Source organism: Luedemannella helvata (assembly GCF_039528415.1).
GTDB lineage: Bacteria > Actinomycetota > Actinomycetes > Mycobacteriales > Micromonosporaceae > Luedemannella > Luedemannella helvata.
Map to the genome: position 1 here is coordinate 30154 of NZ_BAAALS010000022.1, position 25229 is coordinate 55382.

General features: G+C 71.7%; 29 protein-coding genes. 9 read left to right on the top strand and 20 right to left on the bottom strand.

Annotation, left to right across the window (positions count from 1 at the left end; all coding sequences use genetic code 11):
• Window positions 1–2: 2 nt before the first annotated feature.
• The 6 genes from pheS to ABD191_RS20670 all read right to left on the bottom strand — a co-directional run bounded on the left by pheS (window position 3) and on the right by ABD191_RS20670 (window position 4182).
• Window positions 3–1070, bottom strand: a complete 1068-nt coding sequence (gene pheS, locus ABD191_RS20645) for a phenylalanine--tRNA ligase subunit alpha (protein ID WP_344084478.1) — start codon at window positions 1068–1070, stop codon at window positions 3–5.
• A 156-nt stretch (window positions 1071–1226) separates the two neighbouring features.
• Window positions 1227–2099 (bottom strand): TrmH family RNA methyltransferase, encoded by an 873-nt coding sequence (locus ABD191_RS20650; protein WP_344084481.1) that lies wholly within the window; start codon window positions 2097–2099, stop codon window positions 1227–1229.
• Between the two features lie 11 nt (window positions 2100–2110).
• A complete protein-coding gene (gene rplT, locus ABD191_RS20655; RefSeq protein WP_344084484.1) occupies window positions 2111–2485 on the bottom strand; it encodes a 50S ribosomal protein L20 in 375 nt (124 codons plus the stop codon).
• A gap of 91 nt (window positions 2486–2576) precedes the next feature.
• On the bottom strand, window positions 2577–2771 hold the full coding sequence (rpmI, locus tag ABD191_RS20660) for a 50S ribosomal protein L35 (protein ID WP_344084487.1): 195 nt from the start codon (window positions 2769–2771) through the stop codon (window positions 2577–2579).
• Between the two features lie 14 nt (window positions 2772–2785).
• Window positions 2786–3418 (bottom strand): translation initiation factor IF-3, encoded by a 633-nt coding sequence (gene infC, locus ABD191_RS20665; protein WP_425560789.1) that lies wholly within the window; start codon window positions 3416–3418, stop codon window positions 2786–2788.
• A gap of 272 nt (window positions 3419–3690) precedes the next feature.
• Window positions 3691–4182: a PH domain-containing protein gene (locus ABD191_RS20670; RefSeq protein ID WP_344084490.1), complete on the bottom strand. Its 492-nt coding sequence runs from the start codon at window positions 4180–4182 to the stop codon at window positions 3691–3693.
• 71 nt (window positions 4183–4253) lie between these two features.
• On the opposite strand from ABD191_RS20670, the gene ABD191_RS20675 reads away from it, so the two are divergent.
• The 4 genes from ABD191_RS20675 to ABD191_RS20690 all read left to right on the top strand — a co-directional run bounded on the left by ABD191_RS20675 (window position 4254) and on the right by ABD191_RS20690 (window position 6647).
• On the top strand, window positions 4254–4652 hold the full coding sequence (locus ABD191_RS20675) for a YidH family protein (protein ID WP_344084493.1): 399 nt from the start codon (window positions 4254–4256) through the stop codon (window positions 4650–4652).
• An 88-nt stretch (window positions 4653–4740) separates the two neighbouring features.
• The gene (locus tag ABD191_RS20680) at window positions 4741–5349 is read left to right on the top strand and encodes a hypothetical protein (protein WP_344084496.1); all 609 of its coding nucleotides are present in this window, start codon (window positions 4741–4743) and stop codon (window positions 5347–5349) included.
• Window positions 5350–5443: 94 nt separating this feature from the next.
• Entirely contained in the window at window positions 5444–6049 is a 606-nt protein-coding gene (locus ABD191_RS20685) for a hypothetical protein (RefSeq protein ID WP_344084499.1), read from the top strand.
• A gap of 103 nt (window positions 6050–6152) precedes the next feature.
• Window positions 6153–6647 carry a hypothetical protein gene (locus ABD191_RS20690; protein ID WP_344084502.1) on the top strand — a complete coding sequence of 165 codons (495 nt, stop codon included), beginning with the start codon at window positions 6153–6155 and terminating at the stop codon, window positions 6645–6647.
• 22 nt (window positions 6648–6669) lie between these two features.
• Here the strand turns inward: ABD191_RS20690 and hisG are convergent, their stop codons facing one another.
• Together hisG and ABD191_RS20700 are read right to left on the bottom strand one after the other, a co-directional pair.
• Window positions 6670–7515 (bottom strand): ATP phosphoribosyltransferase, encoded by an 846-nt coding sequence (gene hisG, locus ABD191_RS20695; protein ID WP_344084695.1) that lies wholly within the window; start codon window positions 7513–7515, stop codon window positions 6670–6672.
• Between the two features lie 50 nt (window positions 7516–7565).
• The gene (locus tag ABD191_RS20700) at window positions 7566–7829 is read right to left on the bottom strand and encodes a phosphoribosyl-ATP diphosphatase (RefSeq protein ID WP_425560485.1); all 264 of its coding nucleotides are present in this window, start codon (window positions 7827–7829) and stop codon (window positions 7566–7568) included.
• Between the two features lie 137 nt (window positions 7830–7966).
• Between ABD191_RS20700 and mscL the strand changes: the two genes are divergently transcribed.
• The gene (gene mscL / locus ABD191_RS20705; protein WP_344084701.1) at window positions 7967–8404 is read left to right on the top strand and encodes a large conductance mechanosensitive channel protein MscL; all 438 of its coding nucleotides are present in this window, start codon (window positions 7967–7969) and stop codon (window positions 8402–8404) included.
• Between the two features lie 141 nt (window positions 8405–8545).
• Window positions 8546–8869 (top strand): hypothetical protein, encoded by a 324-nt coding sequence (locus tag ABD191_RS20710; protein WP_344084504.1) that lies wholly within the window; start codon window positions 8546–8548, stop codon window positions 8867–8869.
• A 143-nt stretch (window positions 8870–9012) separates the two neighbouring features.
• Here the strand turns inward: ABD191_RS20710 and ABD191_RS20715 are convergent, their stop codons facing one another.
• The 8 genes from ABD191_RS20715 to pgsA all read right to left on the bottom strand — a co-directional run bounded on the left by ABD191_RS20715 (window position 9013) and on the right by pgsA (window position 15582).
• On the bottom strand, window positions 9013–9801 hold the full coding sequence (locus ABD191_RS20715) for an AAC(3) family N-acetyltransferase (protein WP_344084507.1): 789 nt from the start codon (window positions 9799–9801) through the stop codon (window positions 9013–9015).
• A 98-nt stretch (window positions 9802–9899) separates the two neighbouring features.
• Entirely contained in the window at window positions 9900–10655 is a 756-nt protein-coding gene (locus tag ABD191_RS20720; RefSeq protein WP_344084510.1) for a YebC/PmpR family DNA-binding transcriptional regulator, read from the bottom strand.
• Window positions 10656–10672: 17 nt separating this feature from the next.
• Window positions 10673–11290 carry a pyridoxal 5'-phosphate synthase glutaminase subunit PdxT gene (gene pdxT, locus ABD191_RS20725; RefSeq protein WP_344084704.1) on the bottom strand — a complete coding sequence of 206 codons (618 nt, stop codon included), beginning with the start codon at window positions 11288–11290 and terminating at the stop codon, window positions 10673–10675.
• Window positions 11287–12219, bottom strand: coding sequence for a pyridoxal 5'-phosphate synthase lyase subunit PdxS (pdxS, locus tag ABD191_RS20730; protein WP_344084513.1), 933 nt, complete (start codon window positions 12217–12219; stop codon window positions 11287–11289). Before pdxS ends, pdxT begins: the two co-directional genes overlap by 4 nt.
• Window positions 12220–12332: 113 nt before the next feature.
• Window positions 12333–12821 (bottom strand): hypothetical protein, encoded by a 489-nt coding sequence (locus tag ABD191_RS20735; protein WP_344084516.1) that lies wholly within the window; start codon window positions 12819–12821, stop codon window positions 12333–12335.
• Window positions 12822–12847: 26 nt separating this feature from the next.
• On the bottom strand, window positions 12848–13993 hold the full coding sequence (locus ABD191_RS20740) for a glycosyltransferase family 4 protein (protein WP_344084707.1): 1146 nt from the start codon (window positions 13991–13993) through the stop codon (window positions 12848–12850).
• 10 nt (window positions 13994–14003) lie between these two features.
• Window positions 14004–14876 carry a phosphatidylinositol mannoside acyltransferase gene (locus tag ABD191_RS20745; protein ID WP_486341496.1) on the bottom strand — a complete coding sequence of 291 codons (873 nt, stop codon included), beginning with the start codon at window positions 14874–14876 and terminating at the stop codon, window positions 14004–14006.
• 88 nt (window positions 14877–14964) lie between these two features.
• On the bottom strand, window positions 14965–15582 hold the full coding sequence (gene pgsA / locus ABD191_RS20750) for a phosphatidylinositol phosphate synthase (RefSeq protein ID WP_344084522.1): 618 nt from the start codon (window positions 15580–15582) through the stop codon (window positions 14965–14967).
• A gap of 149 nt (window positions 15583–15731) precedes the next feature.
• Between pgsA and ABD191_RS20755 the strand changes: the two genes are divergently transcribed.
• Entirely contained in the window at window positions 15732–17891 is a 2160-nt protein-coding gene (locus tag ABD191_RS20755) for an elongation factor G-like protein EF-G2 (protein WP_344084525.1), read from the top strand.
• A gap of 64 nt (window positions 17892–17955) precedes the next feature.
• A complete protein-coding gene (locus tag ABD191_RS20760) occupies window positions 17956–18927 on the top strand; it encodes a magnesium transporter CorA family protein (protein ID WP_344084528.1) in 972 nt (323 codons plus the stop codon).
• A gap of 13 nt (window positions 18928–18940) precedes the next feature.
• Here ABD191_RS20760 and ABD191_RS20765 read toward each other — a convergent pair whose 3' ends face one another.
• The 3 genes from ABD191_RS20765 to thrS form a co-directional block, all read right to left on the bottom strand.
• Window positions 18941–19423 (bottom strand): HIT family protein, encoded by a 483-nt coding sequence (locus ABD191_RS20765; protein WP_344084710.1) that lies wholly within the window; start codon window positions 19421–19423, stop codon window positions 18941–18943.
• 145 nt (window positions 19424–19568) lie between these two features.
• Window positions 19569–20795, bottom strand: a complete 1227-nt coding sequence (locus ABD191_RS20770; RefSeq protein WP_344084531.1) for a hypothetical protein — start codon at window positions 20793–20795, stop codon at window positions 19569–19571.
• 43 nt (window positions 20796–20838) lie between these two features.
• Entirely contained in the window at window positions 20839–22845 is a 2007-nt protein-coding gene (gene thrS, locus ABD191_RS20775; RefSeq protein WP_344084534.1) for a threonine--tRNA ligase, read from the bottom strand.
• A gap of 158 nt (window positions 22846–23003) precedes the next feature.
• Between thrS and ABD191_RS20780 the strand changes: the two genes are divergently transcribed.
• The gene (locus ABD191_RS20780) at window positions 23004–24170 is read left to right on the top strand and encodes a class I SAM-dependent methyltransferase (RefSeq protein ID WP_344084537.1); all 1167 of its coding nucleotides are present in this window, start codon (window positions 23004–23006) and stop codon (window positions 24168–24170) included.
• Here the strand turns inward: ABD191_RS20780 and ABD191_RS20785 are convergent.
• Window positions 24167–25207, bottom strand: coding sequence for an LD-carboxypeptidase (locus tag ABD191_RS20785; protein WP_344084540.1), 1041 nt, complete (start codon window positions 25205–25207; stop codon window positions 24167–24169). The genes ABD191_RS20780 and ABD191_RS20785 overlap by 4 nt on opposite strands.
• Window positions 25208–25229 lie beyond the last annotated feature (22 nt).

Consider the following 25229-nt stretch of genomic DNA (forward strand, 5'->3'; position numbering starts at 1 on the left):
GCTCACATCTCCATCCCGAACGCGCGGGTGAACCGCACATCGCCTTCGACCATGTCGTGCATGTCGCTCACCCCGTTACGGAACATGAGCGTGCGCTCGATGCCCATGCCGAACGCGAAGCCCGAGTACCGGTCGGGGTCGATGCCGCAGGCCCGCAGCACGCGCGGGTTGACCATGCCGCAGCCGCCCCACTCGACCCAGCGCGGGCCGTCGCGGTGCTGGGCGAACCACACGTCGAACTCCGCCGACGGCTCGGTGAACGGGAAGTAGTGCGGCCGCCAGCGGGTGCGCGCCTCGGGGCCGAACATCTGCCGGGCGAAGTGGTCCAGCGTGCCGCGCAGGTGCGCCATCGTGATGCCCTCGTCCACGACGAGGCCCTCCACCTGGTGGAAGACCGGCGTGTGCGTGGCGTCCAGCTCGTCGGTCCGGTAGGTGCGGCCCGGGCAGACCACGTAGATGGGCGGCCTGCGCGACAGCATCGTGCGCGCCTGCACGGGCGAGGTGTGCGTCCGCAGCACCAGGCCGGACCCCTCGGAACCCACGTGGAACGTGTCCATGAGGCCGCGCGCCGGGTGGTCGGCGCCGATGTTGAGCGCGTCGAAGTTCGCCCACTCCAGCTCGACCTCGGGCCCTTCGGCGATCTCGTACCCCATGCCGACGAACAGGTCGCCGATGTGCTCCATCAGCGTGGTGAGCGGGTGGCGCGCGCCGCGCGGACGCCGGCCGGTGGGCAGCGTGACGTCGACGGTCTCCTCGACGAGGACCCGGCGGGCCTGCTCCTCGGCCAGTTGCGCGTGGCGGGCCCGGAACGTGGCCTCGATCGCCGCGCGGGCGGCGTTCACGCGCGCACCCGCGTCGGCCTTGGCGTGCGGCGGCAGGGCGCCGATCTCGCGGCGGGCCAGCGACACGGGAGCCCGGTCGCCGAGGTGTTGATGGCGGATGCCGCCGAGCGCGTCGAGGTCGCCCGCCTCGGCGAACGCCTTCTCGGCCTGCGCGATCGCGTCGTCGAGGGCGCTCTGGTCGAGCAGCGCGACCTGTTTCGGGTCGTACGGGTCGTTTCGGTACGTCATGACTGTCCTCCGGGAGGCAACCGACACATAGTACGGACGCACGGCTCAGCCGTTGCCCGCCGGTGCGGGAAGGTCAGTCAGGGGAGGGAAAGACGCGTCAGCCCCGCTGCCCGCCACCGGCGGGCCGCATAAACGAGTGGATGCGCATCATGAGGATCACTCTCGACTCAGGGCTCTGGCAGAAGCATACAGGCACACGGCCGCCGCGGCGGCGAGGTTGAGGCTCTCCGCGCGGCCGTGGATGGGCACCTTGACGCGCGCGTCGGCGGCCCCGGCGACCGCCGGCGCGAGGCCGTGGGCCTCGGCGCCGAAAACCCAGGCGGTACGCGCCGACAGCGCGCCCGTGTCGGCGTACTCCTCGAGGTCGTGAGCGCCGTAGGCGTCCGCGGCCAGCACCCGCAGCCCAGCCTCGCGCAGCAGCCCGACGGTGGCCAGGGTGTCCCCGCCGCGCACCACGTCGACGTGGAAGAGGCTGCCGGCCGACGCCCGCACGCACTTGCCGTTGTACGGGTCGACGGTGTCGTCCGGGAAGACCACGGCGGCCGCGCCGGCCGCGTCTGCGGTGCGCAGGACGGTGCCGGCGTTGCCGGGGTCGGCGATGCCGGCGAGCACGACGACCAGGCGCGGCTCGCCGCGCAGCGCGTCATGCAGGGAGACGTCGAGGAAGTCGCAGACGGCGACGAGGCCCTGCGGGTGGACCGTCTCGGCCAGCGACGCCATGGCGGCGTCGGTGACGATGGAGACGGCCGGCGCCTCGGCGACGAGGTCGGCGTAGCGCTCGGCGGCGTCCGGGGTGGCGAACACCTCGACGACCCGGCCGCGTGGCGACCCGCCGCCGTGGGGCCGGGTCGCGCCGGCGGTCACCGGGGAGGCGGTGTCGGCGCGCAACGCCTCGCGTACCGCCTGGGGTCCCTCGGCGAGAAAACGCCGCGTCGCGTCGCGGTCCTTGCGCCGCTGAAGCTTGCGGGCAGCAACGACCCGGGGGGTCCGTTCGGTGAACAGACCGTCCCCGGGTCGTGGTTGTCGCATCCTGACGTCGGTCAGGCGGCCGCGTCGGCGGCCGGGATGGCGGCGCGGGCCGCCTCGACGAGGCCGGCGAAGGCGGCCGCGTCGTTAACGGCCAGCTCGGCCAGGATCTTGCGGTCGACCTCGATGCCCGCCAGGCGCAGGCCCTGGATGAGGCGGTTGTAGGTCATGCCGTTCGCGCGCGCGGCGGCGTTGATGCGCGTGATCCACAGCTGGCGGAAGTCGCCCTTGCGGTCGCGGCGGTCCCGGTACGCGTACTGCATGCTGTGGAGCATCTGCTCCTTGGCCTTGCGGTACAGGCGAGAGCGCTGGCCGCGGTAACCGGCGGCGCCCTCGAGGACGGTACGACGCTTCTTCTGGGCGTTGACTGCCCGCTTGACGCGTGCCACGTTGTCACTCCTCGTCAACGACCGGCCCGCTCGGGCCGGTCAACTTGTCATCGATGGGTCGGTCCCGGGGGCGGGACCGCCGTGCCGCGCGTCAGCGGCCCAACAGCTTCTTGATGCGCTTGGTGTCCACAGCGGACATCTCGACCGTGCCGGTGAGGCGGCGCGTGCGCCGGGAGGTCTTGCCCTCCAGCAGGTGGCGCTTGCCGGCCTGCTCACCCACGATCTTGCCGGAGCCGGTCACCTTGACCCGCTTGCCCATGCCGGTGTGGCTCTTCATCTTCGGCATCGAAAGGTTCTCCCCTATTCGCCCGTACCGTTGCTCGCCGCCACCTCGGCCGGCGCGACCTCGCCCTCGACGCCTTCGGCGCCCGGCTTGGCCCCACGCGCAGCCACCTTGAGAGAGCGGTGCGGAGCGATAACCATGATCATATTACGACCGTCCTGCTTCGGAGCGGCCTCGACAAACCCCAGGTCAGCGACCTCCTGCGACAGCCTGTCCAGAAGCCGGCGACCCAGCTCCGGGCGGCTCTGCTCGCGGCCGCGGAACATGATCGTCACCTTGACCTTGTCGCCCGCCTTCAGGAACCGTACGACGTGACCCTTCTTGGTCTCGTAGTCGTGCGAGTCGATCTTGGGGCGGAGCTTCATTTCCTTGATGACGGTCTGCTGCTGGTTGCGCCGGGCTTCTCGCGCCTTCAGTGCGCTCTCGTACTTGAACTTGCCAAAGTCCATGAGCTTGCACACCGGTGGGCGCGCCATGGGCGCAACCTCGACCAGATCCAGATCCACGTCCGCGGCCAACTGGAGCGCTCGCTCGATGGGCACGATGCCCACCTGCTCACCCTCGGGGCCGACCAGGCGGACCTCACGGGCACGGATCTGGTCATTGACGCGTGGCTCGACGCTGATGGGGCCTCCTAGGTCCGTCCTCACGGCGACACACCTCGCGCCGCCGCCTGCGCAGCCGCCCCGCCTCGCGGAGGATCCCCAGGTGAAATGCCCTGACACGAAGGGCCCCGGCGCATGCCAGGGCCCGCTCGACCGGTCGCGCGCACAATGACGCGCCAACCCTCGCCGGCATCACCGGCTCAGGTGACCGACCCGGCTGCCTCTGCGGCGGCTCGGGTGGGAGCGGGCGCTCCACTTGGAGAGCCGGGACACGTCCCGGCACGGTCTACACCAAAAGTGTATCAGGTGCCCCGCGCCTACTTCGAATCCGTCGCCGCGTCAAGTGACCGGCTCTGATTCAGCAGGGTGCGCAGCGTGCGGGCGGCGTGGATGGCGTACTCCTTGTCCACGGCCTGGACCGCCATGATCGCCACCACCTCGTCGTCGGCCAGCTCCAGGGTCACCCACGGGTTGCCCGTGGTGAACCGCACCCCGCGCACCACGGACCACGGCAGGTCGTACCCGCCCACGACGTTGCGGATGCGCACCCGCTCGGCGTCGGCGATCACGCGGGGCCGGGCGAACGCCAGCACCCCCAGGGCGCCGAGGACCCCCAGCGCCACCATGGCCACCTGGTCCGCCGTCGTGAAGACGCCGCGGCCGCCCTCCATCGGTCCGGTCAGCAGGATCCCGATGATCGTGAAGAAGACGACCACGACGGCCGCCAGCGCGTAACACACCTTGCGCACGCGCCGGGGGCGGAAGGTCACGGGAAGTGTCCCGACGTGCGGGGTCTCGACCTGGCTCACGCCTGCCGAGTCTGCCACCTCCGGCCCCGCCCCCCTGCGGCGGCCATCCACCGGCCGGCGATCATGGGGGCATGCCCGTCACCACCCCGCCCGACTCCCCCGCCGAATCCGGCCGATTCGACCCGCGTTCGCCCATCAGGGCGGGCGAGGAGCCGGACTACCGGTTCTCCCTCGCCAACGAGCGCACCTTCCTGGCCTGGATCCGCACCGCCATCGCGCTCCTCGCGGGCGGGGTGGCCGTCGTGCAGCTCGTCCCCGACCTGGCGCCCCGCCCGCAGCGTCTCGGCCTCGGCGTGGCCTTCGCGATGCTGGCGTTCATCGTCGCGGCGACCAGTTACCGCCGCTGGTGGCGCGTCCAGCGGGCGATGCGCACCGGCCAGCCGCTGCCCCACACCTGGCTGCCGGCCGCCATCGCGGCCGGGCTGAGCCTGATCATCGCGGTGACGGTCACCTATCTCTTCCTGGCCTGATCAACGGCCCCCGGCGGGGCGTCCGGTTGTGGCACAGTGTTACGTCGGTCGATCGCCGAGCGCCACCTCCCGGAGGAGTCCAGCCGAGTTGACTACGCCGCAGGACCCGAACCAGCAGCCCGGGTATCCACCCGCGGGCCACCCCCCGCCCGCTCCCCAAGGCTATCCACCGCCCCCGGGGTACTACCCCGGCCAGCCCCAGGGTTATCCGCCGCAGGGCCACCCGAACCCGGCCGCGGGCTACCCGCCGGGCTATCCCGTACCGAACGTCCCGCCACCGAAGCGGACCCCGTGGGGACTGATCATCACCATCATCGCGGTCTGCCTGGTGCTGCTCTGCGGCGGCGTGGTCGGCTGTGTCGCCCTCGTCGCGACCCGCGACGATTCCCTCGCCGGGTTCGGCGGCGACGACGACCGGCTCACCCCGGAGGAGCGCGACATCATCGTCCTCGCCTGCACCACGCTGCCCGGGCAGACCGTACCCACGGTCACGGTGACGTGGGAGGTGCGCAACTCCGAGTCGGCGCCGCGCGACTACTCGCCCACCTTCGTCGTCCAGGACGCCGAGGGCGACAAGCTCGGCGAGGGCGGCGACACCAGGACCGGCCTGCCGCCGGGCCAGGCCCGGGTCTTCATGACCCTGGTGCGGCTCGACAAGGGCACCGCCGGCGCGGTGACCTGCGGGATCAAAGACTGACCGGTCGGCCGGGCGTCGGGGATCCCGGCGCACGGCCGTGCTGTGGGACAGTGTTGCGGCTCGCCTCCGTACACCTCGCCGAGGAGCCCATCCCTTGACCAACCCCTACGACCCGCAGCAGCCGGGTTACGGCTACCCGCCGCCCGGCAGCCCCGCCCCGCAGCCCGGCTACCCCACCTCTCCGCAGGGCTACCCGCCACCCCCGCAGGCACCGCCGGGCTACCCGGCCGGCTATCCCGGGTACGCGGCGCCGGGTTACCCCGCCCCGCAGCCCGGCTACCCGGTCGCCCCGCCACCGAAGAAGACGCGGTGGGGCCTGATCATCGGGATCGTCGTCATCGTGCTGCTGCTCGTCTGCGGCGGCATCGCGGGCTGCGTCGCGTTCGTCGCGAAGAGCGCCAAGGACTCGCTCGACGCCGAACTGAACGCCGAGAAGACCGACATCACGATCGTCGACTGCGTGGTGGAGGACGACAGGTACCTGCCGTCCGTCAAGGTCACGTGGAAGGTGACCAACTCCGGCTCGATCTCGCGGACCTACGCGCCGACGTTCGTGGCCGAGTCCGCCGACGGCACCAGGCTCGGTGACGGCGTCGGCTTCGTCGGGGCGCTCCAGCCCGGCGACACGCGCACGGAGACGGCCACGATCCTGCTCGACGCGCCGGCCACCGGCTCGGTGACCTGCAAGCTGAGCGACTGACCACGGGTGGCCGCGCGCCGGGGCAGCCAGCCGGCACGCGGCCACCCGCGTCGCCCGGGTGTGGCACAGTGACCGGTATCCCTCCGGCGAGGAGCGCACCGGCGTGAGCTACCCCCATCCGCACGGCCAGCAGTCGGGCTATGTGGCGCCACCCGTCTATGTCGTCCTGCCCGCCGCACCACCGCCCCGGCGCGCACCGAGACGCGGCATGATCATCGGACTTGTCGCGGGCATCGTGTTCTGCGGCGGCGGCGCGGGCACGGCGGCCTACGTGATCACCCGGGCGGGCGCCGAGGCGGTCGAGGACATCAACGCCGAACTCAACGCGGTCAGGACCGACGTGAAGATCACCGGCTGCGTGCTCAAGCCCAGCGACTTCCTGGCCACGGTCGAGATCAGCTGGAAGGCCACGAACTCCGGCACCCGCAAGCGCACCTACGCGCCGCGGTTCGACGTCGAGACCGCCGGTGGCACCCGGGTGGGCCAGGGCATCGGCTTCGCCACGAGCGTCGACCCCGGGCAGACCGTACGGTCGTCGACCACGGTGCTCGTCGACAAGACCGTCAAGGGCAAGGTCACCTGCACGGTGAGCGAGTGACCGGCCGCCCCGACAGGTTCCGCTAAAGCCGGCAGGCCAGGATGTCGTTGACGAGGATGGCGCGCGCGCCCACCTCGTACAGATCGTCCATGATCTTGTGGACGTCGGCGCGGATCACCATCGCCTGCACGGCCACCCAGCCCTCCCGGTGCAGCGGCGAGATGGTCGGCGACTCGATGCCGGGGGTCAGCTTGGTCGCCTCCTCCAGCAGGTCCGCGCGCACGTCGTAGGCGAGCATCACGTACCTGCGGGCGACCAGTACGCCCTGCAGGCGGCGTACGAGCTGGGTGACCGGCCCGTTGGCCGGCGCCTCCAGCCGGCGGATGAGGATCGCCTCGGAGCGCAGCAGCGGCTCGCCGATCAGCTCCAGGCCCGCCCGCCGCAGCGTCGTCCCGGTGTCCACCACGTCGGCGATCGCGTCCGCCACGCCCAGCCCGACCGCGTTCTCGACCGCCCCGTCGAGGCGGACGACAGTGGCGTCGATCCCGTTCTCGGCGAAGAACTTCGAGACAACCCCGGGGTACGCCGTGGCGACGCGCGCCCCGGCCAGGTCGGCCACCGTCCGGGCGCGCCCGGGGGGCGCCGCGAAGCGGAATGTGGACGGGCCGAAGCCCAGCGCGAGGACCTCCTCGGCGGCGGCGCCGGAGTCGACCAGCAGGTCGCGGCCGGTGATCCCCAGGTCCAGGTCGCCGGAGCCCACGTAGGTGGCGATGTCACGGGGGCGCAGGTAGAAGAACTCGACCTCGTTGGCGGCGTCGAGGCAGGTCAGATCCTTCTCGTCGGCGCGCTGGCGGTAGCCCGCCTCGCGCAGCATGGCGGTGGCGGCCGGCGCCAGGCCGCCCTTGTTCGGAATGGCGACACGCAGCATCAGGTGCTCCTTGTTCAGGGTGATCGGGGAGGCGGACAGGGCGGACGACATCACAGATGTCGGTACACGTCCTTGATGTCCACCTTGCTGGCGATCATCAGCACCTGGGCGTGGTAGAGCAGCTGGGCGATCTCCTCAGCGGCGCGCTCCGGGCCCTCGTGTTCAGCGGCCATCCAGGCCTCGGCGGCCTCCTCGACCACCTTCTTGCCGACCCCGTGCACACCCTTGGCGAGCAGCGCCACGGTGCCCGAACCCGGCGTGCCCTCGGTCGCCTTGGCGGTCAGCTCGCCCCACAGGTCGTCGAAGGTCTTCACGGGTACGCATTCTGTCACCGGTTGCCGCGTGACGCCGACCACCCGCACGCAGTGGCACATGCTGGGATCACCCCATAGGGTCACGACGGAGCGGATACGCGGTGGGCGATCGCCCCGTCGAAGGCAAGGAGTTGTTGGTGTTCAAGGGTTTTCGCGACTTCATCATGCGGGGCAACGTCATCGACCTCGCGGTCGGTGTCGTCATCGGCGCCGCGTTCAGCACGCTGGTGACGAAGTTCACGGACGCGTTCGTCACGCCGCTCATCCGCGTGTTCGGCAAGGGGGACCCGATCAAGAAGGGTCGGTTCACGATCAACGATCAGGTCTTCGACTGGGCCCTGGCCTTGAACGCCCTGATCAGCTTCCTGATCACCGCTGCGGTGCTGTACTTCCTCGTCGTGCTGCCGATGAACAAGCTCGCCGAGCGGCGCAAGCGGGGCGAGGAGCCGCCGCCGGCGGCGCCGAGCGAGGAGATCCAGCTCCTCACGGAGATCCGCGACGCCCTCCTGGCCCAGGGCAGGGTCCCCCACCCCCGCACGGACGACGACACCCCGGTCCGCCCGACATCGTCATGATCCCTTGGTAGGCACAGACTCGCCCGCCAGGACGGGACGCCGATTACCACCCATATCCCACCTATAGGTGCTATATATCGCATGCCGGAATTAGGACATTCAGCTAATTCACGGAAAAAGTTCGGGAAAACAGGAGAACTCATGCGACGGAAACTTATTCTTCCCGCGTTGGGCGTGGCGCTGTTCCTGGGCGCGGCGGCCGCTCCCGCGCAGGCCTCCAGCCAGGCGTCGGCGCCGGCCCAGGTCGCCAGCGCGACCCAGGCCGTCAAGACCGGCGGCTGTGGCGGCTTCGGCGGGTACGGGGGCTTCGGCGGCTACGGAGGCTTCGGCGGCTGTGGCGGTTACGGCGGCTTCGGCGGGTACGGCGGCTGTGGCGGGTTCATCGGCTTCTACCCGGGGCCCATCCCGTGCCTGTACGGCGGCTACGGCGGGTTCGGCGGCTACGGCGGTTACGGCGGCTGGTGACGTCGCGCTTCGGGGATGGTGGTGAGCTCACCGCTGTCCCCGAAGCTCCCCTTGAGGACATCGGCCGCTGACGAACGTGCTCCTGCCGGACGCCTGCGGCCGATCAGGATCGCCGGCGGGAGCAGTCGCCGGCACCTCCCCGGTTATCGCTGGTGGGAGGCGATCCATCTGGTGGCGAAGTCCACGGCGACCCGCTGGGACATGAGGCGTGCGGTCGCCAGTCCGACCCGGCCGACCGTCACCGCGCCGGTCGCCTCAAGGTCGGCGCCCAGATCGGCGAAGACCTCCTCATTCTCGAGCACATCGACCCACGTCACCCACTCCGCGCTCCCGTCGGGCCGGCGCACGGCCGCCCCCCGGTGCCCGCGCGGCGGGTCGGGCTGGCGCCACTCGGCCAGGTGCAGTGACGTGTTCGAGTCGTGCCCGCAGCCCAGCAGCAGTACGGACCCGTCGAGCCGGTAGACCGCGCCGAGCGGAGAGGTCTCCCCCAGCGCGTCGTCGACCCGGTGCCCGGCCGTGATCTCCTCGGCGTGGCGGCCGAGCGCCGCGAAGGACACGCACGGATGGGCGCTGCGCACGGCACCCGGCCATGTCCGTACGGTCTCGGCGAGGACGCCCATCCACCGGCTCGGCGTCAGCGCCGGGTCGAACCCCGGCGCCGAGGACCGGATCGGCGCCCACCACGACTCGGGTACCGGCGGGTGCTGCCAGCCGGCGGGGTCGGTGTTGTCGGGAGTGTGCGTGGGCACGACGAGCGTGCCGTCCGGCCCGAGCGCGTCCAGCAGCGCGTGCACGACGGCCTGCGGCCCGCCCACGACAAAGCCGATGCCCTTGAGCGAGGAGTGCAACAGCAGGGTCGACCCGGCCCGCACGCCCAGCCCGCGCAGGTCGTCGACGAGGGACGCGACGGTGACGGGCACGGACGGGTACACGCGCCGAAGTCTAGGCGGTCGCGCCGGCCACCGGGGTTATGGATTCGTTGGCCGCGATAGCGGCCCTTTCCATCCACAACCCGCGAGGCGGTGACCGGTCAGGCGTCGATGAGCGCCATGACGTCGTCGGAGACATCGAAGTTGGCGAAGACGTTCTGGACGTCGTCGCTGTCCTCGAGGGCGTCGATGAGCTTGAAGATCTTGCGGGCGCCCTCCTCGTCGAGGGGGACGTTGACGCTCGGCACGAAGGAGGACTCGGCCGACTCGTACTCGATGCCGGCGTCCTGCAGGGCCGTGCGGATCGCGATGAGGTTGGTCGGCTCGGAGATCACCTCGAATGCCTCGCCGAGGTCGTTGACCTCCTCGGGCTCGGCGTCGAGGACCGCGCCGAGCACGTCGTCCTCGGTCAGCGAACCGGCCTTGGGCACGATCACGACGCCCTTGCGGGAGAACATGTAGGACACCGAGCCGGGGTCGGCCAGCGAGCCCCCGTTGCGGGTCAGCGCGACGCGGACGTCCGTGGCGGCCCTGTTGCGGTTGTCGGTGAGGCACTCGATCAGCAGGGCGACGCCGTTGGGGCCGTACCCCTCGTACATGATCGTCTGCCAGTCGGCCCCGCCGCCCTCAAGGCCGGAGCCCCGCTTGACCGCGCGGTCGATATTGTCGTTGGGGACGGAGTTCTTCTTGGCCTTCTGGATGGCGTCGAAGAGCGTCGGGTTGCCGGCCGGGTCACCGCCGCCGGTGCGGGCGGCCACCTCGATGTTCTTGATCAGGCGCGCGAACAGCTTGCCCCGCTTGGCGTCGACGACCGCCTTCTTGTGCTTGGTCGTCGCCCATTTGGAGTGGCCTGACATGAGTCCTCCGTCGTCGTCTAGTCCACGGCCCGCGCCGCTCGCGCCATCTCCACGAAGTGCCGGTGCACTCGGAGATCCCCGGTCAGCTCGGGGTGGAACGCGGTGGCGAGCAGGTGCCGCTGGCGTACGGCGACGATCCTACCCGCCGCCGGGCCCTCATCGACGCGGGCCAGCACCGTGGCGTCGTCGCCGACCCGCTCGACCCAGGGAGCGCGGATGAACACCGCATGGAACGGCGGGCCGTCGATGCCGTCGATGGACACCCCGGCCTCGAAGGAGTCGACCTGCCGACCGAACGCGTTGCGCCGCACGGTCATGTCGATGCCGCCGAAGGTGTGCTGGTCAGCTCGCCCGTCGAGCACCTCGGCCGCCAGCATGATCATGCCGGCGCAGGAACCGTAGACCGGCATGCCGCCGGCGATGCGCTTGCGGATCGGCTCCAGCAGCCCGAACTCGACGGCCAGCTTCGAGATCGTGGTCGATTCGCCGCCGGGGATGACGAGTGCGTCGACCGTGTCGAGTTCCTCCGGCCGGCGCACCGGGCGGGCCAGCGCGTCGGCCTCGGCGAGGGCGTGCAGGTGCTCGCGGACGTCACCCTGCAGGGCGAGCACCCCCACGACGAGGTCCCCGGTCACCACCCGCGCTCGGCGAGGCGGTGCGGCTGCGGGATCTCGTCGACGTTGATGCCGACCATGGCCTCGCCCAGGCCCCGGGAGACCTTGGCGAGCACGTCCGGGTCGTCGTAGAAGGTGGTGGCCTTCACGATCGCGGCGGCCCGCTGGGCGGGGTTGCCGGACTTGAAGATGCCGGAGCCCACGAAGACGCCCTCGGCGCCGAGCTGCATCATCATCGCGGCGTCGGCCGGGGTGGCGATGCCGCCCGCGGTGAACAGCACGACCGGCAGCTTGCCGGTGGCCGCGATCTCCTTGACCAGCTCGTACGGCGCCTGGAGGTCCTTGGCCGCGACGTAGAGCTCGTCCTCGGGCAGCGACCGCAGTTTGGCGATCTCGGCGCGGATCCTGCGCATGTGGGTGGTGGCGTTGGACACGTCGCCCGTGCCCGCCTCGCCCTTCGAGCGGATCATGGCGGCGCCCTCGTTGATGCGGCGCAGCGCCTCGCCGAGGTTGGTGGCGCCGCACACGAACGGCACCGTGAACGCCCACTTGTCGATGTGGTGCTCGAAGTCGGCCGGGGTGAGCACCTCGGACTCGTCGACGTAGTCGACGCCGAGCGCCTGCAGGACCTGGGCCTCGACGAAGTGGCCGATGCGGGCCTTGGCCATCACCGGGATCGACACGGCGTTGATGATGCCGTCGATCATGTCGGGGTCGGACATCCGCGAGACGCCGCCCTGGGCGCGGATGTCGGCGGGGACGCGCTCCAGCGCCATGACGGCGACCGCACCGGCGTCCTCAGCGATCTTGGCCTGCTCCGGCGTGACGACGTCCATGATGACGCCGCCCTTGAGCATCTCGGCCATGCCGCGCTTGACGCGGGCGCTCCCGATGACCGGGGCGGTCGAGGTGTCGGCGGTGTTCTGGGTCGGCGTGGTGTGCTCGGACACGGCGTCGCAGCTCCTCAGGGCGCGCTGGATGAACAAGCCTCATGGTACGCGCAGCCGGTCGGTCACCGAACGGGGCAGAGTGCCGCCCGGCCCGCCCGGAAGCCGACACGTCGTCACCTTTCGTCGGCGATCTCCAGGGTCGGATCATCGATGTCGAAGAAGCGCGGTTCGGGGTGCTTCCGGCACAGGCGCAGCACCCGGATCAGGGGGCGGCGGCGGATCGCGCGGGCGTCGCGTACCAGATCGCTGTGCACCTGGCGGGCGAGCGCGACGCGGCGGCTGGCCGCCGAAGCCGTGCGCAACGTCTCACTGATCTCCGGCGTGGCCGGCACCGCCCGCAGGGCCCGGGTGAGATCGTTCTCGGCCAGTTCGCGCTCGTCGGCCCGCGCCGTGATCGCCGCCTTGGCGGTGACCGGCAGGTCCGGCAGGCCGGCCCGCTCCCCCAGTTCGATGGCGGCCGCGGCCCGCCGCACGAGCGCGGCATCCAGGGCGGAGTGCGCGGCCGCGGCACGCGCGTGCAGGCGGTCCACCCGGCCCGCCGTCCACGTCACATAGGTGGCCACCAGGACCACCGCGGTCACCACCGCCACCACCCACCACATCGGGCGCATGGTAATCGTGGCGCCGCTCAGGCGTCCGACCCGCCCCAGATGTGGAGGTCCTCGGCGGGCGTGGCCTCGATGGCGCTGGCGTAGACCTCCAGCACCCGCTCGGCCACGACGGGCCAGTCGTAGGTCGCCACGACGGCCCGGGCGCGCGCCACCTGGGCGGCCCGGGCGGCCGGGTCGTCGAGCAGGTCGGCGATGGCGCGGGCCAGGTCGTCGGCGTCGCCGTTGTCGAACAGCCGCCCGGCGCGGCCGCCGTCGAGCACCCGGCGGAACGCGTCCAGGTCGCTGGCCACGACGGCCGCGCCGGCGGCCATCGCCTCCGTGAGGATCATGCCGAAGGACTCGCCGCCGGTGTTCGGCGCGACGTACACATCGACGCTGCGCAGCATGCGCGCCTTCTCCTCCTCGGAGACCTTGCCGAGGAAGGTGATGCGCGACAGGACGTCGGCCGGCACGTCCTCGGTGAGCTCCTCGGGGTCGCCTGGGCCGGCGACCAGCAGGCGCAGGCCGGGCCGGTCGTCGGTGAGCCGGCCGAACGCGTCCAGCAGCACCGGGAAACCCTTGCGGGGCTCCGTGAAGCGGCCGAGGAAGCCCAGGGCCCCACCCTCGCCGGGCCAGCCGGGCAGCGGAGGCGCGTCGACGTACTTGGCCACGGCCACGCCGTTGGGGATCTCCCACGCCCCGCCGCCGAGGTGTTCCACCTGGACCCTGCGGGCCAACGAGCTCACCGCGATCCGCGCGGTGATCTTCTCCAGTACGAGCTGGAGCACGCCGGAGGCGGCGCTCAACGCGCGCGAGCGCGTCATCGCGGTGTGGAAGGTCGCCACCACCGGCTGCTTGGCGGCCACGGCGGCGAGCATGGACAGGCTCGGGGTGAACGGCTCGTGCACGTGGATCACGTCGAAGTCGCCGGCCGCGAGCCAGCGCCGCACCCGGGCGGCCGAGATCGGGCCGAACGACAGCCGCGCCACCGACCCGTTGTACGGCACGGGTACCGCCCGGCCGGCCGGCACGACGTAGGCCGGGTGCGGGTCGTCCTCATCGGCCGGGGCGAGCACGCTCACCTCGTGGCCCATGGCGATGAGTGTCTCGGCGAGGTCGCGGACGTGGTTCTGGACCCCGCCGGGCACCTCGAACGAGTACGGGCAGACGATGCCCACGCGCATGTGCACCCCCTCAGGATGCGGGCTCGTCGAGCCAGAGCTTCTGCATCATGTGCCAATCGCTCGGGTGGCGCGCGATGGCGGTCGCGAACTCGTCCGCGATCCGTTGGGTCAGCGCCTTCACGCGGACGTCGAGCGGGCCGCTGGCCGGGTCGGGCACCTCCAGCGGGCCGATGACCTCGCCGCAGGGGGCGTCGGGCTCGTACCACAGCGGGACGACGAACAGCGGCGCGCCCGTGCGGATGGCGAGCAGGGCCGGCCCGGCCGGCATGCGCGTACGCCCGCCGAAGAACGTCACCTCCACGCCGCGCCGCGACAGGTCCCGGTCGGCGAGCAGCGCCACGATGTGGGCCTTGGCGAGGCGGTCGGCGAGCTCGTCGAGGACGGGCCGGTCGCCGCCGGTGAGCGGCAGGATCTCCATGCCGAGCGACTCGCGGAACGCCACGAACCGCCGGTAGACCGACTCGGGCTTGAGCCGCTCGGCCACCGTCGTCAGGGGCGTGCCGCCGCCGACCAGCCAGGCCCCGGCGGCGTCCCAGTTGCCGGAGTGCGACAGGGCCGCGATGGCGCCCGTGCCGGCCTCGTGCGCCTCGCGCAGCCGCTCGGCGCCGGCCAGCCGGAAGTTCATCCGCTGCGCGTGCGTGGTGGACGGCAGCCGGAACGCCTCCAGCCAGTACCGGGCGTAGGAGCGGACCGCGTCGCGGACCAGGAGGTCGAACTCGGCGGCGGGCATGTCCGGGCCGACGACGCGGCGCAGGTTGCCCGCGAGGCGCTGCACGCCCGGTCCGCGTTTGCGGGCGGCGCGGTCGGCGGCGGTCCGGAACACGGCCCGGGCGACCGGTAGCGGCAGGGCGCGCACGATCCGCCACCCGGCCGCGAACGCCATGTCCGTGACCCTGCCGTTCACGCCGTCACCTCCGCGGCCCGCCGGCGCGGGCCGGCACCGCGCCGCTGGTTGGCTCGTTGACGCCCGCTCACGGGGCCACCGCGGCCCGGTCCTGCCTTCGGACGTACAGGAGGCGCTGGGTGATGGTGACCGCGGTGAGGAGGGCGAGCAGCCACAGGGCGGCGCCCAGGCCCCAGCTGACCCCGGCGCCGTGCAGGATGCCGCCGATGCCGAGCAGGACGAGCCGCTCCAGGCGCTCGGCGATGCCGACGTCGCAGCGCAGCCCGGCCGCCTCGGCGCGGGCCTTGACGTAGGAGACCACCTGGCCGCCGGCCAGGCAGAAGATGGTGACCCCGGCCAGCACGCCCTGTCCGGTGTGGCCGAGCCACCAGGCGAGCGCGCCGAAGACCGCGCCGTCGGCGACCCGGTCCATGGTGGAGTCGAGGACGCCGCCGAATCTGGTGCTGTGGCCCCGGGCCCGGGCCATCGCCCCGTCGACCACGTCGAGCAGCGCGAACGCGGTGATGGCCAGGGTGGCGATGAGCAGCTGTCCACGCCCTGCGAAGATCACCGAGACGGCGACGACGCCGGCGGTACCGGCGACGGTCACCGCGTCCGGCGAGATGCCGGCCCGGACCAGTGCCCGCCCGATGGGATCGAACGCGGCGCGCGCGCCGCCCTTGAAGGTGCTGAGGATCTTCGCCATGGCGGTCTCACCTTATCGGCACCGGGCCAATCGGCCCGGTCCGGCCTTCCGGGTGGCCCAGGCGCGTCGGGGTTGTGTCTGAGAGGTTACGGGTGTGGGATTTATCCAGGGTCGTCGGTGACCTGAGTCACACCAGAGGAGGGGCTGCGATGGCGCAGAAGGCGGCGGAGAAAGGGGTCACCGGCCCGGCGCCGGTGGTGGATTCGCCCAGCAAGGTGCGAAACGTGGTGCTCGTGGGGCACTCCGGGGCGGGCAAGACGACGCTCGTGGAGGCCCTTCTCGCGGCCACCGGCACGATCAGCCGGGCCGGCTCGGTGGCCGAGGGCACCACGGTCTGCGACACGGACCCGGCGGCGGTCAAACAGCAGCGCTCGGTCAGCCTGGCCTGCGCGCCGCTGATGCACGACGGCATCAAGGTGAACCTGCTCGACACGCCGGGCTACGCCGACTTCGTCGGGGAGCTGCGCGCCGGCCTGCGCGCCGCCGACGCGGCCCTGTTCGTCGTCTGCGCCGCGGACGGCATGGACGCCGCCACCGGCGCGCTGTGGGAGGAGTGCGCGGCCGTGGGCATGCCGCGCGCGGTGGCGATCACCCGCCTCGACCACCCCCGCGCCGATGTGGACCGCGCGGTCGAGCAGTGCCAGGAGGTGTTCGGCGACAACGTCCTGCCGCTCTACCTGCCGATGCTCGGCGACGACGGCGAGTCCGTGGTGGGCCTGCTCGGCCTGATCAGCCAGCGCGTGCACGACTATTCGGACGGGCACCCGGCGGCCGTGCGCGACCCGGACCCCGAGCACCTGCCCGCCATCGTGGACGCCCGCAACGAACTGCTCGAGGGGATCATCGCGGAGAGCGAGGACGAGAGCCTCATGGACCGGTACCTGGCCGGCGAGGACATCGACACCGCCACCGTGGTCGAGGACCTGGAGAAGGCCGTGGCCCGGGGCCACTTCTACCCGGTCATCCCGGTCTGCGCCGAGACGGGCGTGGGCCTCGACGTGCTGCTGGAGCTGCTCACGAGCGCGTTCCCGACGCCCGGCGAGCACGAGCTGCCCGCCGTCGAGAGCCTCGACGGCAGCCCGCAGGAGCCGCTCACCTGCGACCCCGACGGCCCGCTCGTGGCCGAGGTCGTCAAGACCACCATCGACCCGTTCGTGGGCCGCATCTCGCTGGTGCGCGTCTTCTCGGGCACCCTGCGCCCCGACACCACCGTGCACGTGGCCGGCCACGGCATGCAGGAGCGCGGCCACCCCGACCACGACGCCGACGAGCGCGTCGCCCACCTGTACTCCCCCCTGGGCGCGCAGGTGCGCGAGGTGCCGCTCTGCGTGGCCGGCGACATCTGCGCCATCACGAAGTCGGGCACGGCGGAGACGGGCGACACGGTCTCGCGCAAGGACCGCCCGCTGCTGATCGCGCCCTGGGACATGCCCGAGCCGCTGCTGCCCGTGGCCGTGGTCGCCAAGACCCGCTCCGACGAGGACGCGCTCGCCAAGAACCTCAGCCGGCTCGTCGCCGGCGACCCGACCCTGCGCCTGGAACGCAACCCCGAGACCCATCAGCTCGTGCTCTGGTGCATGGGCGAGGCGCACGCCGACGTGCTGCTGGACCGGCTGCGCGCGGGCGGGGTCGACCTGGACACCGAGCCGGTGAAGGTCGCGTTGCGGGAGACGTTCGGCGGCCCGTCCAAGGGCCACGGGCGCCACGTCAAGCAGTCCGGCGGGCACGGCCAGTACGCGGTCTGTGACATCGAGGTCGAGCCGTTGCCGCGCGGCAGCGGGTTCGAGTTCGTCGACCGCGTCGTGGGCGGCGCGGTGCCCAACAACTACATCCCGTCCGTGGAGAAGGGCGTACGCGCGCAGATGGAGCGCGGCCTGGTCGCCGGCCACCAGGTGGTCGACATCCGGGTGACCCTCTTCGACGGCAAGGCCCACAGCGTGGACTCCTCGGACGCCGCGTTCCAGACCGCGGGCGCGCTCGCCCTGCGTGAGGCGGCCGAGAAGGCGTCCGTGCAGCTGCTCGAACCGGTCGACGAGGTGGAGATCCGGGTGCCCGACCAGTACGTCGGCGCGATCATGAGTGACCTGGCGGGGCGGCGCGGGCGGGTGCTCGGCACCGAGAACGACGCCGACCGCGCGGTCGTGCGGGCCGAGGTCCCGGCCACGGAGCTGGTCCGCTACGCCGTGGAGCTGCGCGCCATGACGTCCGGCGCGGGTACGTTCGGCCGCGCCTTCGCCCGGTACGAGCCCATGCCCGGCAACCTCGCCGAGCAGGTACGCAAGGAACACGCGGCGGCGCACGGGCACTGACGGACTTCTCCGGCACCCGCCGGCGTGTGGCGGGTGCCGGGGTCGGGCAGAGTGAGGGTCGGTCATGCCGCGAACCCGCTTCTACCGCGACGGCCAGCTGGTCGACGAGGGCTTCCCGATCCGGGAGGTCTCCGACCGGCTCGCGGTCGAGGGCGCGCTCGTCTGGTTCGACCTGTGCGCTCCCACCCAGGAGGAACTGGCCACGGTCCGCGAGGAGCTCGGCCTGCACTCGCTCGCCATCGAGGGGGCGCTGACCGAACAGCAGCGCCCCAAGCTCGTCCACTACGAGAATCACCGGTTGCTCGCGGCGTACGCGGTGACGTTCGATGTCGACAACGCCGAGATCGCCAGCCATCAGGTCGTCGCGTTCCTCACGTCCAACGCCCTGGTGACCGTGCGCCGCGACGACGCGTTCGACATCGACGAGGTGGTCCGGCGCTGGGACGACCAGCCCGACCTGGCCCGCTTCGGGGTGGCCTTCCTGCTGCACGGGCTGCTCGACTACGTGGTCGACACGCACATGGACGCGGCGCTCGCGCTGGATCAGGAGCTGGAGAAGCTCGAGGACCGGCTGTTCGACGAGGGCAACACCCAGCGCGCGGTGCAGCGACGGACCTTCGAGCTGCGCAAGAGCCTGCTCGTGCTGCGCCGGGTCGTCCTGCCCATGCGCGAGGTCGTCAACGCGGTGCTGCGCCACCACGACGAGGACGACCGCACCGGCCTGTACCCCTTCTACCAGGACGTGTACGACCACATGCTGCGTGCCGTGGAGTGGACCGACTCGCTGCGCGACTTCGTGGCGACCATCCTCGACACCCAGCTGACCCTGCGCGGCAACCGGCTCAACGTGGTCATGAAGCAGGTGACGAGCTGGGCGGCCATCATCGCGGTACCCACGGCGGTCACCGGCTTCTACGGCATGAACGTGCCGTACCCCGGCTACGGGGAGACCGTCGGGTTCTGGGCCTCGATGATCGTCGTCCTCGCCACCTCCGCCGCCCTGTACGCGATCTTCAAGCGCAAGGACTGGCTGTAGGCCGAGGCCTGCCTCAGGGGGCCAGGTCCGCCCACACCTTCGCCAGCAGGGTACGGGTGTCAGCCAGCAGCTGGGGCAGCACCTTGGTGCGCCCGACCACCGGCATGAAGTTCGTGTCGCCGCCCCACCTCGGCACCACATGCTGGTGCAGGTGGGCGGCGATGCCGGCGCCCGCCACCGAGCCCTGGTTCATGCCGAGGTTGAACCCGTGCGCGCCACTGGCGCCGCGGATCACCCGCATGGCGGTCTGCGTGAACCGGGCCAGCTCCACGGTCTCGCCCTCGTCGAGGTCCGGGTAGTCGGCCACGTGCCGGTACGGGCACACCATCAGGTGCCCCGGGTTGTACGGGTAGAGGTTGAGCACCGCGAACACGTGCTCGCCCCGGGCCACGACCAGGCCCTCGTCCTCGGGCCGGCCCGGGGCCAGGCAGAACGGGCACCCGGTCGGGCGCTCGTACCCCTCCGCGGGGCGGTCGGCGCCGGTGACGTACGCCATCCGGTGCGGCGTCCAGAGCCGGTCCAGTCCGTCCGATTCGCCCGGTGCTACGGGTTCGTCCTGCACGTCGTCGCTGCCCACGCCGCCGATCCTACGGGTCCGCCGGCGACCCTGCCGAGGCCCGCTGCCGTCCGCCGCCCGCCCGTCAGGAGCGGCCGAAGGCCGAACGGACCGCCGCGCGTACGGAGCGGGCCGTGCGGGCGGCCGGTTGGAAGACCGACTCGCGCGACCAGCGCCAGGATGCCGCCGCCGCGGCGGCCACGCCGCGGGCGACCGGGACGACCGTGTGCCGCCAGGCCCAGACGACGGCGCGCCACAGGGGTACGGCCGAGTGGCGCCACGCCCACGCGACGCCGAGCCCGACGGGTCGCAGCGCGTACCGGTAGACGAACCGGCCGAGCACCCCGACGAGCCACCACGCGCCGACGAACGCCCCGATGACGATTTTGCCGAGCAGCAGCAGGATCCGGCCGACGAACGCGACGACCGGGCGCAGCGCCGACCGCCACACCGCCGCGGCCAGCCAACCGAGCCCTCGGCCGAGGGCCGCGATGGCACGACCGACCGCCGCGAGGGCCCGACCCGTCCACCGCCAGCCGGCCGCGACGCCCCGACCGAAGGCGACCACCACGATCACGAGCACCCGGCCGAGGCCCTTGATGAGCCACCACAGGCCGACGAACAGCCACTTCACGGGCAGCAGGACCAGGTGGCGCACGAGCCAGCCGAGCGGGCGCAGCACGTACGCGACGAGGAGTCCCCCGACGAAGCGCGACGCGCGTCCCAGCAGAGCGAGCACCGGCCACACGCCGCGTCCGGTCCGGGTGAGCAGCCAGGAGACGAAACGGGCCACGGCGACGACCGCCGGCCGGACGACCCGGACCGCGATCCACACGAGCGGCCACAGGACGAGGTTGATGATCGTCCAGCGCAGCGGCCGCCAGACGAGATACCGGGCCGCCCAGGTCAACGGCCGCCAGATCAGGTGCACCGCCGCCCAGGTCAGTGGCTGCCACACCAGGTGCACCGCCGCCCAGCACAACGGCTGCCAGACCAGATGCACGGCCGCCCACGTCAGCGGCCGCCACACGACGTTGACCGCTACCCACACCAGCGGACGCCACACCACCTGGACGGCGACCCAGACGGCCGGCCGCCAGATCACGTTCACCGCGAACCAGACCAGTGGCCGCCAGATCACCCTGTCGAGGAACCAGCCGACCGGCGCGACGACGTACCGGTGCAGGAACCGTCCTGACAGGACGAGGAACTCCCACGCCACCCGCAGTGGCACCACGACGGCGAGCGCGATGATGCGCACCGGCCACTCGATCCAGGGCGCCGCCGACCGTTCCGGCCGTGGTTCGATCATGGCCGGAACGGTAGCGGCAATATCAACTCCTGCCCATCAAGCGTCAGGCAGCCGACGGACTCACATTCGTGCGGGACCGGACGATCTCGGCGACGTGCGCGACGGCCTCGTCGACCGGTACGCCGTTGCGCTGGGAGCCGTCGCGGTAGCGGAAGGACACCGTGCCGCCCGAGACGTCGTCGTCGCCCGCGATCGCCATGAACGGGATCTTCTGCTGCTGCGCGGTGCGGATCTTCTTCTGCATCCGGTCGTCGGAGTAGTCGACCTCGGCCCGGATGCCCTCGGCCCGCAGCTTCGCGACGAACTCCGCCAGATAGCCGGCGTGGTCGTCCCGGATCGGGATGCCGACGACCTGCACGGGCGCGAGCCACGCCGGGAAGGCGCCCGCGTAGTGCTCGGTGAGCACGCCGAAGAAGCGCTCGATCGAACCGAACTTCGCCGAGTGGATCATCACCGGCTGCTGGCGGGTGCCGTCGGCCGCCTGGTACTCCAGCCCGAAACCCTTGGGCTGGTTGAAGTCGTACTGGATGGTCGACATCTGCCACGTGCGGCCGATGGCGTCGCGGGCCTGCACGGAGATCTTCGGGCCGTAGAACGCGGCTCCGCCCGGGTCGGCGACCAGCTCTAGGCCGGACTCGCGCGCGACCTCCTCCAGGACGGCGGTGGCGGTCGCCCAGTCGGCGTCCGAGCCGACGAACTTATCCGGCTTGGAGTCGTCGCGGGTGGACAGTTCCAGGTAGTAGTCGTCCATGCCGAAGTCGCGCAGCAGGCTCAGCACGAAGTTGAGCAGGTGACGCACCTCGGCGCCGGCCTGCTCCGGGGTGCAGTACGAGTGGGAGTCGTCCTGGGTGAGCCCGCGCACCCGGGTCAGCCCGTGCACCACGCCGGACTTCTCGTACCGGTAGACCGACCCGAACTCGAACAGCCGCAGCGGCAGCTCCCGGTAGGACCGCCCCCGCGACCGGAAGATCAGGTTGTGCATGGGGCAGTTCATGGCCTTGAGGTAGTAGTTCGCGCCCTCGAACTCCATGGGCGGGAACATGGTGTCGGCGTAGTACGGCAGGTGACCCGAGGTGTGGAAGAGGCCTTCCTTGGAGATGTGCGGGGTCCCGACGTACTGGAAGCCCTCCTCGATGTGCCGGCGACGGACGTAGTCCTCCATCTCCCGCTTGATCACGCCACCCTTGGGGTGGAACACGGCCAGGCCGGAACCCAGCTCGTCGGGGAAGGAGAACAGGTCGAGGTCGCTGCCCAGCTTGCGGTGGTCGCGGCGGGCCGCCTCCTCCAACAGCTTCAGGTAGTCCTTGAGCTGGTCGCGGGTCGGCCACGCGGTGCCGTAGATGCGCTGCAGCTGCGGATTCTTCTCCGAACCCCGCCAGTAGGCCGCGGCGATCCGCATGAGCTTGAACGCGCCGATCAGGCGGGTGTTCGGCAGGTGCGGGCCCCGGCACAGGTCGCCCCAGCAGCGCTCGCCGTCCCTGGAGAGATTGTCGTAGATGGTCAGCTCGCCGCCGCCGACCTCCATCACCTCGGACGAGTCCACGTCACCCTTGATGTCGACCAGTTCGAGCTTGAACGGCTCGTCGGCCAGCTCGGCCTTGGCCTCCTCCAGCGAGCCGAAACGACGGCGCCGGAAGGTCTGACCCGACTTGATGATCTCCTGCATGCGCTTCTCGAGCTTGTCGAGGTCGTCCGGGTGGAACGGCTTGGGCACGCCGAAGTCGTAGTAGAAGCCGCTCTCGATGGGCGGGCCGATGCCGAGCTTGGCCTCGGGAAACACGTCCTGCACGGCCTGGGCGAGCACATGCGCGGTGGAGTGGCGCAGCACGTTCAGCCCGTCGGGCGAGTCGATGCTCACCGGCTCGACGGACTCCTCGAACTCAGGCACCCAGTCGAGGTCGCGCAGCCGCCCGGAGGAGTCGCGGACCACCACGACCGCCTTCGGTCCGTTGACGGGCAGGCCGGCCGCCGCGACCGCGTCCGCCGCCGTCGTACCGGCCGGGACGACGACGGGGTCGACCACGGGCACGGATGTACGAGGTGCGGACACGATGATCTCCTTAGTCGGGGAAACGCTGATGAGTTGATGCTATCGGCCGGCGCGACCCGTTTTGCCCGGGGGCGGCGACACCCACCTGACATTCAGCCGCCATTCACGGGACACGCGACTTGCTGGATCCCGGGCAACGTCATCGATACCGTGGAGCTATGGCTGATCTTTCTCCTCGGCTGGTACGCGCCGTGGAGGCGCGCTACCGCACCTACTTCGCCAGCCGGCCGGCGACGCCCTTCGCGCTCGCCGGCGCGGACGGGTCCACGCACGTGTTCGGCACGGGCGCGCCGGCCTTCACCATCACCGTCCTCGACACGGTCGGCGCCAAGGCACTGGCCTCCCTCGACCAGCTCCAGGTCGCGGTCGCGTACCTGCGCGGCCACCTCGACGTCGAGGGCGACGTCATGGCCGTGCTGGCCATGCGCAAGTTCTTCCCGGACTTCCACCCGATCGCGTGGCTGGCCCGCTTCGCCCCGATGGCGCTGCGGGGCAGGACCGAGCACGACCGCCGCTCGATCTCGGCGCACTACGACCGGGAATCCGACTTCTTCCTCACGTTCCTCGACACGCGCCACCGCTGCTACACCGAGGGCCTGTTCGTCCGCGACGACGAGCCGCTCGAGGACGCGATGACCCGCAAGATGGACAACGCGATCGAGGCGCTGCGCCTGCGGCCCGGCGACCACGTGCTCGAGGTGGGCGGCGGCTGGGGCGCCTTCATGGAGTACGCGGCCGGCAAGGGCATCAACGTCACCTCGCTGACGCTGGCGCGCGAGTCCGAGGAGTACCTCAACGACCTCATCGCCAAGCGCGAGCTGAGCACGGCGACGGTCGTCAGGCAACACCTTCTGGAGTACTCCTCGCAGCGCCGCTACGACGCGATCGTGAACATGGGGGTGACCGAGCACCTGCCCGACTACCGGGCGACCGTGCGCAAGTACGCCGAACTGCTGCGCCCCGGCGGGCGGGTCTACCTCGACGCCCTGGCCATGCGCGCCAAGCACCGGGTGTCGACGTTCATGAGCCGGTACGTGTACCCGGGCAAGTCCTCGCCGCTGGTGCTGCACGACTACCTGCGCGAGGTCGCGCGTTCCCCGTTTGAGCTGGTCAGCGTCGACGACGACCGGCACAACTACTTCCTGACGTGCCGGGAGTGGGCCCGCCGGCTCGACGCCGCCCGCGACGAGGTCGTGCAACGCTGGGGGGACCCCCTCTACCGGCGCTTCCGCATCTTCCTGTGGGGCTCGGCGGCCGGGTTCGACACCGGGCTCGTTCAGGCGTACCGCTGGGTTCTGCAGTTGCCGGCGCGGGCGGGCACCTAGAAGTCCGCGAAGACGCGGCGCTCGACGCCGTCGACCGTGACCGTCCCGCCGTGCGGGAGGATCCACTGCGGCCTGGTGTGGCCGAAGGGAATGCCCACGCAGACGACCGCGTCGGGGTTGTAGCGGCCGACGATGTCGACCACGACGTCGCGCTGCTCGGCGCGCAGCCGGGCGCGCTGCTCGGGGGACGGGCGGCGGGTGAAGTCGGACACCGGCGGGCGCGCCAGCAGGACCGCGTCCACCGCGGCGAGCAGCCCCCGCTCGCCCAGGGAACGGACGATCATGCCGACCTCGCGGGCGGGCAGGAGCTCCTCCGAGGTCTCCAGGAGCAGCACGCCGCCGTCGAGGACGTCCGCCGGGAAGCGGAACCGGCCGGCGGTCAGGATCCACTGGATCACCTCGACGCATCCGCCCCAGGTGCGGCCGGTGACCGACCGGGCGGGTCCGTGCCAGGTCCACGGCTCGGTCGCCTCCCGCTCGCCGTAGGAATCGAGCGCGCGGGGGTCCGCCCAGTCGACGCCGATGTCCTCCGACTCGCCCGGATCGGTGATCTCCAGTCGTTCGCCGGTGATCAGGGCCGCCCGCAGCGACCGGGCGTGGATGTCGTCGACCGCCGGACCGGGGCCCAGATGCACCTGCGACGAGCCGCCGTAGAAGCTGGCGATGCCGTTGGCCCACAGCCAATGGTGCAGGTTGGTGTTGTCGCTCGTGCCGAGGAACGGCTTGGGGTCGGCGCGCGCGAGGTCGGCGTCCAGGTGCGGGATGACGGTGATCTGGTCGTCACCGCCGACGACCGCCAGGATGCCGCGGATCCGGGGGTCGGCGAAGGCGGCGTTGATGTCGGCGGCGCGCGCCCGGGCCGACGCGCCGACCTCCCGGGTCGTCGGGTACTCGACGGGCACCAGGCCGGTCACCTCGGTGAGGCGGCGCATCGCCTGCTCGTGCAGCGCCGGGAAGGCGCCGGCCGCCGCGAATGAGGGCGACAGTACGGCGACGCGGTCCCCGGGGCGCGCCTTCGGCGGCTGCACGAGATCCATGCCGGCCATGCAACCACACCGG

Coding starts and splice junctions, on each gene's coding strand:
- pheS (WP_344084478.1), bottom strand. CDS start 1,070: ATGACGTACCGAAACGACCCGTACGACCCGAAACAGGTCGCGCTGCTC.
- ABD191_RS20650 (WP_344084481.1), bottom strand. CDS start 2,099: ATGCGACAACCACGACCCGGGGACGGTCTGTTCACCGAACGGACCCCC.
- rpmI (WP_344084487.1), bottom strand. CDS start 2,771: ATGCCGAAGATGAAGAGCCACACCGGCATGGGCAAGCGGGTCAAGGTG.
- ABD191_RS20675 (WP_344084493.1), top strand. CDS start 4,254: ATGCCCGTCACCACCCCGCCCGACTCCCCCGCCGAATCCGGCCGATTC.
- hisG (WP_344084695.1), bottom strand. CDS start 7,515: ATGCTGCGTGTCGCCATTCCGAACAAGGGCGGCCTGGCGCCGGCCGCC.
- ABD191_RS20710 (WP_344084504.1), top strand. CDS start 8,546: ATGCGACGGAAACTTATTCTTCCCGCGTTGGGCGTGGCGCTGTTCCTG.
- ABD191_RS20720 (WP_344084510.1), bottom strand. CDS start 10,655: ATGTCAGGCCACTCCAAATGGGCGACGACCAAGCACAAGAAGGCGGTC.
- ABD191_RS20735 (WP_344084516.1), bottom strand. CDS start 12,821: ATGTGGTGGGTGGTGGCGGTGGTGACCGCGGTGGTCCTGGTGGCCACC.
- ABD191_RS20740 (WP_344084707.1), bottom strand. CDS start 13,993: ATGCGCGTGGGCATCGTCTGCCCGTACTCGTTCGAGGTGCCCGGCGGG.
- ABD191_RS20745 (WP_486341496.1), bottom strand. CDS start 14,876: ATGGCGTTCGCGGCCGGGTGGCGGATCGTGCGCGCCCTGCCGCTACCG.
- pgsA (WP_344084522.1), bottom strand. CDS start 15,582: ATGGCGAAGATCCTCAGCACCTTCAAGGGCGGCGCGCGCGCCGCGTTC.
- ABD191_RS20755 (WP_344084525.1), top strand. CDS start 15,732: ATGGCGCAGAAGGCGGCGGAGAAAGGGGTCACCGGCCCGGCGCCGGTG.
- ABD191_RS20760 (WP_344084528.1), top strand. CDS start 17,956: ATGCCGCGAACCCGCTTCTACCGCGACGGCCAGCTGGTCGACGAGGGC.
- ABD191_RS20765 (WP_344084710.1), bottom strand. CDS start 19,423: ATGGCGTACGTCACCGGCGCCGACCGCCCCGCGGAGGGGTACGAGCGC.
- ABD191_RS20770 (WP_344084531.1), bottom strand. CDS start 20,795: ATGATCGAACCACGGCCGGAACGGTCGGCGGCGCCCTGGATCGAGTGG.
- ABD191_RS20780 (WP_344084537.1), top strand. CDS start 23,004: ATGGCTGATCTTTCTCCTCGGCTGGTACGCGCCGTGGAGGCGCGCTAC.
- ABD191_RS20785 (WP_344084540.1), bottom strand. CDS start 25,207: ATGGATCTCGTGCAGCCGCCGAAGGCGCGCCCCGGGGACCGCGTCGCC.